The 15,126-nt window shown below is 32.3% G+C and carries 14 protein-coding genes; 5 read left to right on the forward strand and 9 right to left on the reverse strand.

What is annotated here, in order from left to right; all coding sequences use genetic code 11:
* Position 1: 1 nt before the first annotated feature.
* The 8 genes from fabG to N1F78_RS14380 form a co-directional block, all read right to left on the reverse strand.
* Positions 2-748, reverse strand: coding sequence for a 3-oxoacyl-[acyl-carrier-protein] reductase (gene fabG, locus N1F78_RS14345; protein ID WP_406683858.1), 747 nt, complete (start codon positions 746-748; stop codon positions 2-4).
* 109 nt (positions 749-857) lie between these two features.
* Complete coding sequence (sucD, locus tag N1F78_RS14350) at positions 858-1,730, reverse strand: succinate--CoA ligase subunit alpha (RefSeq protein WP_406683859.1); 873 nt, start codon at positions 1,728-1,730, stop codon at positions 858-860.
* A gap of 105 nt (positions 1,731-1,835) precedes the next feature.
* Positions 1,836-2,771, reverse strand: coding sequence for a UDP-3-O-(3-hydroxymyristoyl)glucosamine N-acyltransferase (locus N1F78_RS14355; RefSeq protein ID WP_406683860.1), 936 nt, complete (start codon positions 2,769-2,771; stop codon positions 1,836-1,838).
* A 6-nt stretch (positions 2,772-2,777) separates the two neighbouring features.
* Positions 2,778-3,344 carry an elongation factor P gene (efp, locus tag N1F78_RS14360; protein ID WP_406683861.1) on the reverse strand — a complete coding sequence of 189 codons (567 nt, stop codon included), beginning with the start codon at positions 3,342-3,344 and terminating at the stop codon, positions 2,778-2,780.
* Positions 3,345-3,348: 4 nt separating this feature from the next.
* Positions 3,349-4,134 (reverse strand): acyl-ACP--UDP-N-acetylglucosamine O-acyltransferase, encoded by a 786-nt coding sequence (gene lpxA, locus N1F78_RS14365; protein WP_406683862.1) that lies wholly within the window; start codon positions 4,132-4,134, stop codon positions 3,349-3,351.
* A 2-nt stretch (positions 4,135-4,136) separates the two neighbouring features.
* A complete protein-coding gene (locus N1F78_RS14370) occupies positions 4,137-5,543 on the reverse strand; it encodes a bifunctional UDP-3-O-[3-hydroxymyristoyl] N-acetylglucosamine deacetylase/3-hydroxyacyl-ACP dehydratase (protein WP_406683863.1) in 1,407 nt (468 codons plus the stop codon).
* Entirely contained in the window at positions 5,534-6,556 is a 1,023-nt protein-coding gene (gene lpxD / locus N1F78_RS14375) for a UDP-3-O-(3-hydroxymyristoyl)glucosamine N-acyltransferase (protein WP_406683864.1), read from the reverse strand. The genes N1F78_RS14370 and lpxD overlap by 10 nt, the downstream gene beginning before the upstream one ends.
* 86 nt (positions 6,557-6,642) lie before the next feature.
* Complete coding sequence (locus N1F78_RS14380; RefSeq protein WP_406683865.1) at positions 6,643-7,875, reverse strand: HD domain-containing protein; 1,233 nt, start codon at positions 7,873-7,875, stop codon at positions 6,643-6,645.
* 61 nt (positions 7,876-7,936) lie between these two features.
* Here N1F78_RS14380 and N1F78_RS14385 point away from each other — a divergent pair, with 61 nt between their 5' ends.
* The 3 genes from N1F78_RS14385 (at position 7,937) to N1F78_RS14395 (ending at position 10,932) form a co-directional block, all read left to right on the forward strand.
* Positions 7,937-9,490: a PglZ domain-containing protein gene (locus N1F78_RS14385; RefSeq protein WP_406683866.1), complete on the forward strand. Its 1,554-nt coding sequence runs from the start codon at positions 7,937-7,939 to the stop codon at positions 9,488-9,490.
* 91 nt (positions 9,491-9,581) lie between these two features.
* On the forward strand, positions 9,582-10,004 hold the full coding sequence (tsaE, locus tag N1F78_RS14390; RefSeq protein ID WP_406683867.1) for a tRNA (adenosine(37)-N6)-threonylcarbamoyltransferase complex ATPase subunit type 1 TsaE: 423 nt from the start codon (positions 9,582-9,584) through the stop codon (positions 10,002-10,004).
* A 271-nt stretch (positions 10,005-10,275) separates the two neighbouring features.
* Positions 10,276-10,932 carry a hypothetical protein gene (locus N1F78_RS14395; protein WP_406683868.1) on the forward strand — a complete coding sequence of 219 codons (657 nt, stop codon included), beginning with the start codon at positions 10,276-10,278 and terminating at the stop codon, positions 10,930-10,932.
* Positions 10,933-10,946: 14 nt separating this feature from the next.
* Here the strand turns inward: N1F78_RS14395 and N1F78_RS14400 are convergent, their stop codons facing one another.
* Positions 10,947-13,361, reverse strand: a complete 2,415-nt coding sequence (locus N1F78_RS14400) for an outer membrane beta-barrel protein (protein ID WP_406683869.1) — start codon at positions 13,359-13,361, stop codon at positions 10,947-10,949.
* Between the two features lie 187 nt (positions 13,362-13,548).
* On the opposite strand from N1F78_RS14400, the gene N1F78_RS14405 reads away from it, so the two are divergent.
* Both N1F78_RS14405 and N1F78_RS14410 read left to right on the forward strand, forming a co-directional pair.
* A complete protein-coding gene (locus N1F78_RS14405; protein WP_406683870.1) occupies positions 13,549-14,748 on the forward strand; it encodes an alanine dehydrogenase in 1,200 nt (399 codons plus the stop codon).
* A 23-nt stretch (positions 14,749-14,771) separates the two neighbouring features.
* Positions 14,772-15,125, forward strand: coding sequence for a hypothetical protein (locus tag N1F78_RS14410; protein ID WP_406683871.1), 354 nt, complete (start codon positions 14,772-14,774; stop codon positions 15,123-15,125).
* Position 15,126: the final 1 nt, after the last annotated feature.

Raw genomic sequence — 15,126 nt, forward strand, 5'->3', positions numbered from 1 at the left:
ATTATGTTAGCATTCCACCATCTACATTTAAAGTTTGTCCTGTAACATAAGCAGACAAATCACTTGCAAGGAACACACATGCATTTGCTACATCTTCCGGAGACCCACCTCGTTTCAATGGTATTCCTGCTCTCCACCCTTTAACAACTTCCTCATCCAATTTAGCTGTCATTTCAGTTTCAATAAACCCAGGCGCAATAACATTGCTACGTATATTTCTAGAACCTAACTCTAATGCTACAGATTTTGAGAAACCAATTATACCAGCTTTAGATGCAGCGTAATTGGTTTGTCCTGCATTACCTTTTACACCTACAACAGAACTCATATTAATAATTGAACCTTTACGTTGTTTAAGCATAGTACGCTGAACCGCTTTTGTCATGTTAAACACTGATTTGAGATTAACTTCAATAACCTTGTCAAAGTCTTCTTCACTTATCCTCATTAACAAATTATCTTTGGTAATTCCTGCATTATTTACCAATACATCTATACTTCCAAATTCTTTGACTACTTCCGCTGCAAGGTCTTGAGCCTCAATAAAACTAGCAGCATTACTTTGATATCCCTTAGCTTTCACACCTAAAGCGTTTAACTCATCTTCTAATGCTTTTGCTGCATCAACAGAAGAACTATAAGTAAAAGCCACATTAGCACCATGTTCTGCAAATACTTGAGCAATTCCCTTTCCTATTCCTCTACTAGCTCCAGTAATTATGGCAGTTTTTCCTTCTAATAATTTCATAATTCAATATTGTAATTAGTGTAAATCAAATATAGTAATTCCTTGTTGTATCTATATAAAAAAACCTCACAAAATCTTGTGAGGTTTTTAATAGTATGTTTTTAGTGGTTTACGCTAAAACCTCTGCAATTTTCTTTCCAATCTCAGCAGGGGAATCAACAACATGAATACCACATGCACGCATTATCTTTTTCTTTGCTTGAGCAGTATCATCACTACCTCCAACAATGGCTCCAGCATGCCCCATTGTACGTCCAGCAGGTGCAGTTTCTCCTGCAATAAAACCAACTACTGGCTTTTTACTTCCACTTTCTTTATACCAATTAGCAGCATCAGCTTCAAGTTGCCCACCTATTTCACCAATCATAACAACAGCTTCAGTTTCTGGGTCATTAATTAATAATTCAACCGCCTCCTTAGTAGTAGTTCCAATAATTGGATCCCCACCAATTCCGATAGCTGTAGTAATTCCTAATCCTTGTTTTACAACCTGATCCGCTGCTTCATAAGTTAATGTTCCTGACTTAGAAACTATACCTACTTTACCCTGCTTGAAAACGAAACCTGGCATAATACCTACTTTTGCTTCCCCAGGTGTAATAACACCAGGGCAGTTTGGACCTATTAACCTACAGTCTTTTCCTTTAATGTAATCTGAAGCTTTAATCATATCCGCTACAGGAATTCCCTCAGTAATAGTAATAATAACTTTTATTCCCGCATCGGCAGCCTCCATAATAGCGTCAGCAGCAAATGCTGGTGGAACAAAAATTATTGTAGTATCTGCTCCAACTTCCTTTACGGCATCTTCAACAGTATTAAATACAGGTTTATCTAAATGTGTCTGACCTCCTTTACCTGGAGTAACACCTCCAACAACATTGGTTCCATATTCAATCATTTGACTAGCATGAAAAGTACCTTCACTACCAGTAAAACCTTGAACTATTATCTTTGAATCTTTATTTACTAAAACGCTCATACGTAAATATTTTGTTTATTCTAAAATTGAAAGGCAAATTTAAATTTTTGCGCTAATTTATTAAAGCATATGCTCATTTATTTTTTTGAGAATATGCTAATTTTTCTATTGTTTTTTTAATAATTCTAAAATTTCAGGTATCTTTTTAATGGCGGCAATTTCTTTATACTTAGATCTGAAGTCATCGGCAGGAATTCCGAAATAACTTTTACCGCCCTCTAAAGATTTACTAACACCCGCTTTGGCTGATATAACGGCTTTGGATCCAATTGTAATACCACTGGTTATTCCTACTTGACCCCAAATGGTAACTTCATCTTCAATAACTACACATCCAGCAACACCAACCTGGGAAGCAATTAAACATTTTTTTCCAATTACAGTGTCATGACCAATTTGAACAAGATTATCTATTTTTGTACCTTCTTTAATTGTAGTATCCCCAGTTACACCTCTATCAATAGTACAATTAGAACCTAAATCAACATAATCTTCTAAAACCACTCTTCCACTTGAAAGCAACCTATCAAATCCTTCCGGTCTTTTTTTATAGTAAAAAGCATTAGCTCCCAAAACTGTTCCAGAATGAATAGTAACGTTATCTCCTAATATAGCATCATCATAAATGCTAACATTGGAGTGAATAACACAATTCTTACCTATAATCACATTATTACCAATAAAACAGTTAGGTTGAATAATTGTTCCTTCTCCAACAACAGCAGTATCTGATATTTGGTTTTTAGCAGGTCTAAAAGGTTTAAAATAGTTAGAAAGTTTATTAAAATCTCTAAAAGGATCATCACTAACCAAGAGCGCCTTGCCTTTTGGGCAATCAACCTCTTTATTAATTAAAACTATTGTTGCTGCTGAATTTAAAGCTTTATCATAGTACTTAGGATGATCAACAAATACTATGTCTCCGGGCTCAACAACATGTATTTCATTCATTCCTAATACCGGAAAATCAGAATCACCAACATACTCGCAATCAATTAATTGCGAAATAGCTTCTAGAGTTTGTGGTTGAGTAAATTTCAATTAAAATTATTCTTTTACACGTTCTTTGTAAGTTCCTTTAGCTGTTTCTACCTTGATTTTGTCACCTTCATTAATAAATAAAGGCACATTAACAGTTGCTCCAGTTTCAACGGTAGCTGGTTTAGTAGCATTAGTAGCAGTATTACCTTTTACACCAGGCTCAGTATGAGTAACTTCAAGAACTACACTAGCAGGCATATCTACAGAAAGAGGCATCCCATCTTCAGAATTAATAAGAACGGTAACCACTTCTCCTTCTTTCATTAGTCCTGGGTTATCTAATGTATTTTTTTGTAATTCAATCTGAGAATAATCTTCCGTATTCATAAAATGAAAGGTCTCACCCTCATTATATAAATACTGAAACTTATGAGTTTCCACTCTTACATCATCTAACTTATGACCTGCCGAAAAAGTATTATCTATAACTTTTCCAGTAGTTACGCTTTTAAGTTTTGTTCTAACAAACGCAGGTCCTTTACCCGGTTTAACATGTAAAAACTCAATTATTTTGAAAATATCATGATTATATCTTATACATAATCCGTTTCTAATATCACTTGTAGTAACCATATTATTAATTTGATTTGAAATATCCTTTCATAATTCCTCGATGTGAATTCTTTATAAACTGAAGAATTTCATCACGTTCTGGTGTTGCTTCCATTTCAGCCTCAATGATACCAGCCGCCTGAGTATTATTATAATTCTTTTGATATAAAATTCTATATATATTCTGCACTTCCCTGATTTTTTCAGTTGTAAAACCTCTTCTTCTTAACCCTACAGAATTAATACCAACATAAGAAAGTGGTTCACGTGCAGCCTTAACAAATGGTGGCACATCTTTTCTAACAAGAGATCCTCCTGTAACAAAAGCATGGTTTCCTACTGATACAAACTGATGAACTGCTGTCATTCCAGCTAAAACAACGTGATTTCCTACATTAATATGTCCAGCTAACGTACTGTTATTTGAAAAAATGCAGTTATCACCCACAATACAATCATGTGCAATATGGCAATATGCCATTATTAAACAATTATTACCAATAACTGTCTTCATTCTATCAGTTGTGCCTCTATTAATAGTAACACATTCTCTAATAGTAACATTATCTCCTATTTCAACCGTAGTATCTTCTCCATTATATTTTAAGTCCTGAGGCATAGCAGAAATAACTGCACCTGGAAATACGCTACAATTTTTTCCAATTCTAGCACCCTCCATTATAGTAACGTTACTACCTATCCAAGTTCCTTCACCTATAACTACATTATTACCTATGGTTGTAAAAGGCTCAATAACAACATTTTTAGCTATTTTGGCTCCAGGATGAACATATGCAAGGGGTTGGTTCATAATTATTTTATTTTAGAAATTTGAGCCATTAATTCTGCTTCTGCACAAAGCTTGCCATTGGCATAGGCATACCCTTGCATGTGACAAATGCCACGACGTATTGGTGTAATTAAAGTACACTTAAAAATTAAAGTATCTCCAGGAGCTACTTTTTGCTTGAATTTAACATTATCCATTTTCATGAAAAATGTCAGATAATTTTCTGGGTCTGGCACCGTACTTAAAACTAAAATCCCACCTGTTTGCGCCATAGCCTCTACTATTAAAACACCAGGCATTACAGGAGCTCCAGGGAAATGCCCTTTAAAAAACTCTTCATTCATTGTTACATTTTTGGTAGCTGTAACATGATTATCACTTAGTTCAAATACTTTATCTATTAATAAAAACGGTTGCCTATGTGGTAACATTGCCATTATTTGGGTAATATCCATTAAAGGCGTTTGATTCAAATCAATGTTCGGCACATTATTACGACGTTCATTTTTAATTATCTTTGAAAGCTTTTTGGCAAACTGAGTATTTACAAAATGCCCAGGCTTGTTGGCTATTACCTTTCCTCTTATACGCGTTTTTACTAAGGCTAAATCTCCTAGTACATCAAGTAATTTATGCCTAGCTGCTTCATTAGGATGATGCAATGTTAAATTATCTAATATACCGTTAGGCTTAACTGCTATAGAATCTTTTTTGAAAGCTACTTTCAGCTTTTCCATAGTTTCTGGAGACAACGCCTTATCAACATATACAATAGCATTATTTAAATCTCCTCCTTTTATTAAACCATGCTCTAGAAGCATTTCAATTTCATGCAAAAAACTAAAAGTTCTTGAATCAGAAATATCTTGTTTGAAATCAGATATCTTGTTTAAAGTCGCATTTTGTGTTCCCAACACCTTAGTGCCAAAATCTACCATTGTGGTAATTTGATATTCCTTTGCTGGCATCACTAAAATTTCACTACCTGATTCTTCATCTGTATAGGAAACAATATCTGTAACTTCAAACTCCTCCCTAACTGCATCAAGTTCAACTATTCCAGCATTTTCAATAGCCTCGACAAAAAACTTTGATGACCCATCCATAATAGGAGGTTCAGAGGCATTTAACTCAATAAGAACGTTATCTATATCCATTCCTATCAAAGCCGCAAGCACATGTTCTGAAGTTTGAATAGCAACGCCATTTTTTTCTAAGCATGTTCCACGTTGGGTACTCGTAACATAATTAGCATCAGCTTCAATAACAGGTTCTCCTTCAAGGTCAACTCTTTTAAACGCAAAACCAAAATTTGCAGGTGCCGGCGTAAATGTTAAAGTAACATCCTTTCCCGTATGCAAACCAACTCCTGTTAGGGAAATCTCCTTTCCAATAGTTTTTTGTTTAATATCTGTATTTATTATTCCCATTTATTTTTCTCTAAATCATTTATATTTTTAACAATCTTAGGTAAGTTCTTAAAATGCACATAAGATTTATTATAATCAGAATAAGGCAATGCAGGAGAACCTTGAAGTACCTCATTATCTCTTACATTTCTACCAATTCCAGACTGAGCCTGAATTTTAACATTATCTCCAATTGTAATATGACCAACAATACCAACTTGACCTCCTATTTGACAGTTCTCTCCTATTTTTGTTGAACCCGCAATACCTGTTTGAGCAGCTATTACCGTATTTTTACCTATTTCAACATTGTGAGCTATTTGAATTTGATTATCCAATTTCACTCCTCTTCTTATAACAGTTGAACCTAATGTAGCCCTATCAATAGTTGTTGCAGCACCTACATCTACAAAATCTTCCAAAATCACATTACCAATTTGCGGTACTTTTTTGTATTCACCCTTTTCATTTGGAGCAAAACCAAAACCGTCAGCACCTATAATAGCACCAGAATTAATTACACAGTTATTACCAATTATAGTTTCGGAATAAATTTTTGCGCCAGAAAAAATCACAGAATCACTACCAATTTTTACATTATCACCAATATAACTGTTTGGGAATATTTTCACGTTATCACCAATAGTCACATTTTCACCAATATATGCAAATGCCCCTAAATAGATGTTCTCTCCATATATAGCAGAATCAGAAATAAAAATTGGTGACTCAATTCCTGTTTTATTATTTTTCACCTCATTGTAATACTCTAACAATTTTGAAAATGCCTTATAAGCATCTTCTACTTTAATTAAAGTAGTATCTATTTCGTTTTCAGGAATAAAGGTTTTATTAACTATAGTAACGGTAGCCTTGGTTGTATAGATATGCGATGTGTATTTGGGGTTTGCTAAAAATGTTAAAGAACCCGCCGTTCCTTCTTCAATTTTAGATAGCTTGGATACTTCAGCTTCCGGGTTACCTACTATATCGCCTTCAAGAATACCGGCTATTTGTTGTGCTGTAAATTTCACACTTTAAAATTTGATTGTTTTAGTTTAGTAGCGCAAAAATAGGAAAAATGTGCTAAAGTTTTTTATACTTAAAATCTATTTCAAAATTAATGGCTTAAACGTAAATTTTCTTTAGGAAAACAGATATAATATTTGGTTACGGGTTTTGACAAAGCTTTTAAATTAAGCTGATCTGAAGCTTTTACGATATCTACTATTTTTCCAGACTTATATAAAATATTGATTTGTTTATGGTTTAATTGATAAGCTTGATTAGAAATACTACCTTTAAAAACAAAATATTTTGCCTCTTCCTCAGTTATTCCATATTCTTCAACTAAATTCTCTATATGTCTTTTCAGGTTTTCAGGTTTTATTTTTTTCTTTTTAACTTTTATACTTAATAAATTTCTATTTATAATCATTTCGCTTAAGTTACTGAGAACAAAATCTTCATCTTTCTGCCAATGCTTCATTGCAGAAATAATATCATAATCATCAAGTCTAGAAAACACTTCCAAGGTTTTATCACCAAAATTATCAATGGAAATTTTATTATCTAAGAAATACATAAGCGGTTCACTAGCATATAGTTTTCTTCCCATATCATGAAGTTCTTTAGCGCGCTTTAAAACTCTTATTAGCAGCTGTTCAGCCGCTAATCCTGTTTTATGCAAATATACCTGCCAATACATTAATCGTCTCGCTACAATAAATTTTTCCACACTGTATATTCCCTTTTCTTCAACCACTAATTCACCATCAATCACATTTAGCATGGTGATTAAACGTTCACTATTAATATTTCCTTCAGCAACCCCAGTATAAAAGCTATCACGCTTTAAATAATCTGCTCTATCCATATCTAATTGGCCAGAAATTAACTGACATAGAAAGTTTCTATGGTATTCACCTTTGAATATTTTAATAGACAGCGTTAAAGTTCCGTTAAATTCTTTATTTAAACGTTCCATAAAAAAAAGTGAAATTTCCTCATGAGAAACATTGTTTACAATACTATGTTCCATGGCGTGAGAGAAAGGACCATGACCAATATCATGCAATAAAATGGCAACATATAACGCATTTTCTTCTTCTTCAGAAATTGTAACTCCCTTAAAACGAAGTACATTAACTACCTGCTGCATTAAATGCACACAACCTATAGCATGATGAAACCTAGTGTGATGTGCTCCGGGATACACCAAATAAGACATCCCCATTTGAGTGATTCTTCTTAGCCTTTGAAAGTATTTATGCTGAATTAAATCAAAAATCAAAGAATTTGGAATGGTAATAAATCCGTAAATTGGGTCGTTTAATATTTTAAGCTTATTCAAACTTTAAAAATTGTGATTAAGTAAGCACAAATATAAGATTAACAATTAATAAAACGCCTTAATGAAGACCATACAAATACTTTGGGTTGATGACGAAATAGATTTACTTAAACCTCATATTTTATTTTTAGAGCAAAAAAATTACAAAGTAACAACTTGTAAAAGTGGCACCGAAGCCATTGATATATTAGACAACTCTATTTTTGATATTGTTTTCTTAGATGAAAATATGCCTGGTTTAACTGGATTGGAAACTTTAAATGAAATTAAAGAGAAACAAGACAATCTACCCGTAGTAATGATTACCAAAAGTGAAGAAGAGTATATTATGGAAGAGGCTATAGGGAATAAAATTGCAGATTACCTTATAAAGCCCGTAAACCCAAATCAGATACTTTTAAGTTTAAAAAAGAATTTAGATCATTCCAGATTAGTTTCTGAAAAAACAACTTCAAATTACCAACAAGAGTTTAGAAAAATCGCCATGGATTTAGCTATGGTAAACACCTATGAAGAATGGGTTGATTTATATCAAAAACTCATTTATTGGGAAATTCAACTTGAGGATATTGAGGATTCGGGAATGTTCGAAATTTTAGAATCTCAGAAAGTTGAAGCCAACATTCAATTTGGAAAGTTTATTGAGAAAAATTACCCTAGTTGGTTTAAGCAAGATAATAATGCTCCCATAATGTCTCATACGCTTTTTAAGGAACGTGTTGTTCCAGAAATTAGCTCAAAACAACCTACAGTTTTAATTGTAATTGACAATTTACGTTATGACCAATGGAAGGTTTTTGAACCCGTAATAAACAATCATTATAAAAAAGAAAAAGAGGAGGCTTTCTTTAGCATTCTTCCTTCTGCAACCCAATACGCTAGAAACGCTATTTTTTCTGGATTAATGCCTAGTGAAATGGAAAAATTATTTCCTCATTATTGGAAAAACGATACTGATGAAGGTGGTAAGAATTTGTTTGAAGCTGAATTTTTAGAAAGCCAAATGAAACGTTTAGGTTTAGATAATCTTAATTTTGAGTATCATAAAATCACCAATTTAAAAAACGGAAAAAAACTCGCAGACAATTTCAAGTCACTAAAAAACAACGACTTAACTGTTGTGGTTTACAATTTTGTTGATATGCTCTCCCACTCAAAAACCGAAATGGAAGTGGTTAAAGAATTAGCATCTAATGATAAGGCCTATAGATCTTTAACCTTAAGTTGGTTTAAAAACTCACCACTCTTAGAAATGATACAACAAGCCCAACAACTAGGTTTTAAGTTAATTCTAACAACAGATCACGGCACCATAAACGTAAATAACCCATCAAAAGTTATTGGAGATAGAGATACTAGTTTAAACCTAAGATATAAAACAGGACGAAGCTTAACATTTGAATCTAAAGATGTTTTACAAGCTAAGAATCCTAAAGACTTTCATTTACCCTCAATAAACATGAGTAGTTCTTACATATTTGCTAAGGGCGACCAATTTTTTGCTTATCCTAATAATTACAATCATTATGTAAGTTATTTTAGAAACACCTATCAGCATGGTGGAATTTCTTTAGAAGAAATGATTATTCCATTTGTAGTTTTTACTCCAAAATAATCCACGTAATACATAAAACATCGATGAATAACACTTTTTTCTAGGTTTTTAGAAAAAATATGTCTAATATTGCATAATAAATTTGTTTGAATTGGAAATAAATTATTTATTAGAAAACGTTGATGACGTAGCTAAGGAGATAATTAGTAATGTTAAGAGTAAAACGATTTTCCTTTATGGAGATATGGGCGTTGGAAAAACCACATTAATTAAATCTCTTGCTAAATTTTTAGGGAGTAATGATGAGGTAAGTAGCCCTACGTTTTCAATAGTAAATGAATATGAAGCTGGTCAAGAAATAATTTACCATTTTGATTTGTACAGAATCAAAGATTTAGAAGAAACATATAATTTTGGAATTGAAGATTATTTGTACTCTGATAATTGGGTAATTGTTGAATGGCCAGAACTCATTGAACCGATAGCCCCTAAACGATTTGATAGAATTGATATTACTTTAAATAGTGACAATTCTAGAACGTTAAAATTGAATTTAAAACTAAAATTAACCTAAAAAATAGCAACAAGCGATACGGAAAAACAATCAAAAACTTCTTGATTTGATGATTTTACGGTAAAACCCTACCAAGAAAATTACAAAACAATTGTTTTTAACATTTCTTTAACATTTTGACTAATACCACACCATAGTTCTTCAATACTTTTGGGGTAATTAATTAATTAAATCCCTATTAAAATGAAAACTAAAAAGTACTTAATTGTTATCTTGGTATTAGGCGGCGTGTTGTTTTCAGCTTTTGCTACAAAAACAGTAAGTCAGGACAATGAAGCAAGAATTGACAGAAAGACAAAACCAATCCTTGCAGAAGCAAGCATTGACAGAAAAACAAAACCAATCCTTGCAGAAGCAAGAATTGACAGAAAGACAAAGCCAATCCTTGCCGAAGCAAGAATTGACAGAAAGACAAAACCAATCCTTGCCTAAGGATGTTTTTTCTAGTAAAAATCTTTTTGTAGGGAGTTTTATAGCTACGGCAGTTGCTTTAACTCCCTATTTTTTTTCCTTATATGAAAATGTTCCGAAAACACAAACTTGGGAAACTTCATTATTCACTTATACCAGTACAGTTTTTGAAGATGCTAATTACGGCATGTGGGTTGTAACTGGGAAAATAATACCTTTATATTTACTATTTATTTGGTTTTTTACCTGCCGTCATTGGTGGTACCATGCTCTTTTAGTTCCAATTGCTATGTATATTTACCAAACAGGCGTTGTTTTGTTTGGTGAAGCTGACATTGATGCTTTTCAACTGTTTTACATGATTCCAATTATGGCAATTGTGATACCAACAATTTATTTGTTAAGAGCGAGAATGTTTAATAAAATTGCAATTGCAACCAAATCCATGCAAGAATTTGAGGATGAGTTTAAAGCATCTCCAAAAAATTTCTGGGGGAAGGTAAAGCAGTACTTTTAAAATTAATTAATTAATTAATTGAGTCTGTTTCTTTCATCTAAATCAATTTGTCTCTTATTATTTTTTAATTTAAAGTTTCCAAACTTATAGTTAAAACCAACAGTAAACAACCTATTTTCTACTCTAGACTTTAAAAACGCGTCTTGATTTAAGTAGTTTGTTCTGGCGGTATAATTCTGGGTGTCAAAAATATCCGTGACACCAATACTTAGGGAAGCTCGCTTATTCCAAAACGACTTTCTAATGTCAATGTTTAAACCGTGCATTTCACTAGTATCAGTAGGACCATCATTTGTTGGTGTTAAAAGCACGTAGGACACATTAGCATTCAAGCTCCCATCCTTTAACAAATTAAAATAATTGGTCAATTCCATATAAAAAGACCATTGTTCCCCTGTTAGCAATACGGAACTATCATCTTGCGCATAAAACTTATTATTATAATAATATATGGATGATAAGACATAAAGATTCCATTTTCGTGAAATCTGCTTATAAGTCATAAAATCAAGCCCATAAGTATAAGACACATCGGTATTAGTGTTTTTATATACAACCTGATTATTTATGTTATCCTGAAATATAAATTGAATTACTGGGTTGTTTTCATATCTATAGTATAATTCAAATGTGTAATCCTTATTAAAATTGTAACCCAATGTTAACACGTCATCAATCCGCGGTTTCAAATTAGGATCTCCAATAATATAGGTGTTATCATTAAGAAAATATTTAAAAGGATTTAGTTGATTATATCTAGGCCTATGGATTCGTTTATTATAGCTTAGATAAAATTCATTATCGTCATTAATTCTATTGGTAACATGAAATGAAGGGAATAATTTAAAATAATTTATGATAGACTTCGTATTAGTAAAAATAGTATTTCCTTCTATATCTGTTTTCTCTGCTCTTAACCCAGTCTTTAGGCTCCATGACTCCCATTCTTTTGAAAAAGATAAATATGCTGCTAAATTTGATTCTTGGTATAAAAACGTGTCGGAATTATCAAAATCCTCCTCTCTGACATCATTATTAAATAAATATTGCATCACTTTACTTTCAGAATTTATATGGGAAGCTTTTATTCCAGTTTCAAATATAGCAGATTCATCAACAGGCAAGGTATAATCTAATTGGCTAGTATTAAGCTTTATTATTTGGCTTGAAAAGGTCTGAAACCTATTATTCCTAATTAAAGAACTATCAGGAAACAAATAGTCGGTATCTACATTTTGAAAATTCGATGAGTCGTAGTTGGTATGGTGAACGTTAAACGTTATTGTTTCTCCTTCTCTATTAAACTTATGAATATAATCCAAATTAAATGCTAAATTGAAAGTTTCATCAACTCGAGGGTTAAACGTTTTAAAAATAGAATCAAGCAAACCATTGGAATTAAATATTTCTGTGGTAGAATTAGATGTTTTCTTGGTGTTCTTTCTAGGTGCAATTAAGATTATAGAAGAAAAGTTCATACTATTTTTGTTATCAAACTCATAATCCATATTTACGCTGATATTTTGGTTTAACGTTTCTTGCGTTCTTTTAAAATCTGTTTCCCAGCTTGAAATTATATTGTTAGAATTATCCTTGAACTTAATAGATTCATTATTATGCATATAATCCTTTCTAGGGCCAATATTATAATTAATATAAGTATTTAACTTTTTAGTTTTAAAAAAATGACTAGTTCCAAAAAAATACTTTGGAAATTCAGAACCTTGTTTAAAATTCCCAAATACACTGCCGTTATAACCAGAAATAATGTTTTTACTAGTTACAATGTTTAGTACTGCACCTCCTTCAGCCTCATATTTAGCAGGTGGGTTAGTAATTACTTCTATTGATTTGATATTATTGGCTGGTGTAGATTCTAATAATTGTAACACTTCATCAGAAGATAAATGTACGCGCCTATCATTTATATAAATGGTTGGTGCAGCATTTTTTATAGTAATTGCGCCATCATGCACTAAAACACCTGGCGTATGCTTAAGCACATCTAAAGTGTTATCATTAGATAATGTGGAATTCTCAACATTAAAAACTAACCTATCTACCATACGCCTTATTGTTGGCTTCTTGGCTACTATTGTGACACCTTCTAAAGATTCTACACTTTCCTTAAGAATTATGGTTTCTAAAACCGTATCAGCATTAATAATAATTTCCTTCTCGAAAGGCTCATAACCTATGAAGGTAATTTTAAGGATAAAAGTTCCAGTATCTAGGTTTTCAATTATAAAGCTACCATCTTCCAAAGTGGTAGTGCCACTAACAATAGTATTTTCACTTGTTAAAACCACATTGGAAAAAACAACGGGGTTACTTTTTTCATCTACAACATAACCTTTTATAACTAAATCTTGAGCTAAACCGCTTATGGAAAAGAATATAATTGAGAGGGCTATTAATCTTTTTAACATAAAGTAATTTGTATAAACAAAAATAAAACAATTAAATGAGAATAATTTGAGGTAAATCCGCATCAAAAATAAGTAAAATTCTCACTAAAAAATCCCTTTTGGTTATAATCTGTAATTATAATTTATTTAGTTTTATATAACGTTAAAAAATTTATTTGTAATTTGATTTTTAATTAACAAACCAATCATGTCTAAACCTCTTTCTCCTTTTACAAAACAACAACTTTTACCTCAAGAAGAGACTCTTGAAATTTTCAAGAAAAAAGGGAATTTATTTATTGGTATTCCTAAAGAAACTGCTTTTCAAGAACGGCGTATTTGCCTTACCCCTGATGCTGTTTTTGCCTTGGTTAACAATGGTCATAGGGTTTTATTAGAGTCGGGCGCTGGAAAAGGTGCTAACTTTAGTGATAAAGATTATAGTGAGGCGGGTGCAGAAATCACTAAAGATACAGCCAAAGTATTTACCTGCCCCATGATTCTTAAAGTAGAGCCTCCTACTATTGAACAGATAAAACTAATTAATCCGCAAACCATTTTAATATCTGCCCTTCAATTAAAAACACAAACAAAAAAGTATTTTGAAGCCTTAGCTTCAAAACGTATCACTGCCCTTGCTTTTGAGTTTATTAGAGATGCCGACGGAGCATATCCTGCTGTAAAGTCTTTAAGTGAAATTGCGGGAACAGCTTCAGTTTTAATAGCTTCAGAGCTATTGTCTGACACAAAAAAAGGAAATGGACTAATGTTTGGAAATATTAGTGGCGTTCCTCCACTTGAAGTCGTTATTTTAGGCGCAGGTACCGTTGGTGAATTTGCCGCAAGAGGATCAATGGGTTTAGGTGCAAATGTGAAAGTTTTTGATAATTCTATTACAAAATTAAGGAGTATTCAAGCTAATTTAGGTAGGCCATTTTTCACATCTACCATACAGCCAAAAAATTTAACCAAAGCCTTAAAACGATGTGATGTTGTTATTGGTGCAGTAAGAGGCAAAAACAGAGCTCCTATTGTAGTTTCAGAATCTATGGTGCAATCTATGAAAAAAGGTGCCATTATTATAGATGTTAGTATAGATATGGGTGGATGTTTTGAAACCAGCGAAGTAACATCACACACAAATCAAACTTTTGTAAAACATGGTATTGTACATTATTGCGTACCTAATATACCTGCAAGATACCCAAGAACCGCCTCTGTTTCTATAAGTAACATTTTTACCCCATATTTAATGCAAATTGCTGAAGAAGGTGGTATTGAAAATTCTTTAAGATTTGATAGAGGTTTAAGAAATGGATTGTATTTTTACCACGGAATTTTAACTAGTAAATCTGTGGGAGAATGGTTTGACTTGGGTTATAGCGATGCTAACCTACTCATCTTTTAATCAAACCCGGTAAAAATATTTCAATGAAATTTATTCAACGTTTAGGCTACTACCTTGGTGGCTTTTCTATAGGATTAATTATTTTAGTCTTCTTTTTAAATGGAAAAAAAGTGTCTTGTGATTACGGTCCGGAGGCTAGGGTATTAAAAAACATAAATTCTAAACAGGTAAACTATACCAGTGCCTTTATACAAGATTCAGTTATAATTAAACATGTTTTAAAACATGGTGATGTGAATTTTTCAGAAAGTAATCCTAGACAAGAGCCCTGTGGTATATACAAAGTTGAGGGACTTTATAATGAAATCCGTACCATCTTGAGTGTTGAGAATTGCGATAGTATTGTGAAAATATTAGCTCTCAAAAAAGCACAATAAG

The sequence above is a fragment of the Seonamhaeicola sp. MEBiC01930 genome, from assembly GCF_045277075.1.
In the GTDB taxonomy this organism is placed as follows: Bacteria; Bacteroidota; Bacteroidia; order Flavobacteriales; family Flavobacteriaceae; genus Seonamhaeicola.

Excerpts from the sequence above, each read along its gene's own strand:
- fabG (WP_406683858.1), bottom strand. The coding sequence starts at position 748 with ATGAAATTATTAGAAGGAAAAACTGCCATAATTACTGGAGCTAGTAGA.
- sucD (WP_406683859.1), bottom strand. The coding sequence starts at position 1,730 with ATGAGCGTTTTAGTAAATAAAGATTCAAAGATAATAGTTCAAGGTTTT.
- efp (WP_406683861.1), bottom strand. The coding sequence starts at position 3,344 with ATGGTTACTACAAGTGATATTAGAAACGGATTATGTATAAGATATAAT.
- lpxA (WP_406683862.1), bottom strand. The coding sequence starts at position 4,134 with ATGAACCAACCCCTTGCATATGTTCATCCTGGAGCCAAAATAGCTAAA.
- N1F78_RS14370 (WP_406683863.1), bottom strand. The coding sequence starts at position 5,543 with ATGGGAATAATAAATACAGATATTAAACAAAAAACTATTGGAAAGGAG.
- N1F78_RS14385 (WP_406683866.1), top strand. The coding sequence starts at position 7,937 with ATGAAGACCATACAAATACTTTGGGTTGATGACGAAATAGATTTACTT.
- N1F78_RS14395 (WP_406683868.1), top strand. The coding sequence starts at position 10,276 with ATGAAGCAAGAATTGACAGAAAGACAAAACCAATCCTTGCAGAAGCAA.
- N1F78_RS14400 (WP_406683869.1), bottom strand. The coding sequence starts at position 13,361 with ATGTTAAAAAGATTAATAGCCCTCTCAATTATATTCTTTTCCATAAGC.
- N1F78_RS14405 (WP_406683870.1), top strand. The coding sequence starts at position 13,549 with ATGTCTAAACCTCTTTCTCCTTTTACAAAACAACAACTTTTACCTCAA.
- N1F78_RS14410 (WP_406683871.1), top strand. The coding sequence starts at position 14,772 with ATGAAATTTATTCAACGTTTAGGCTACTACCTTGGTGGCTTTTCTATA.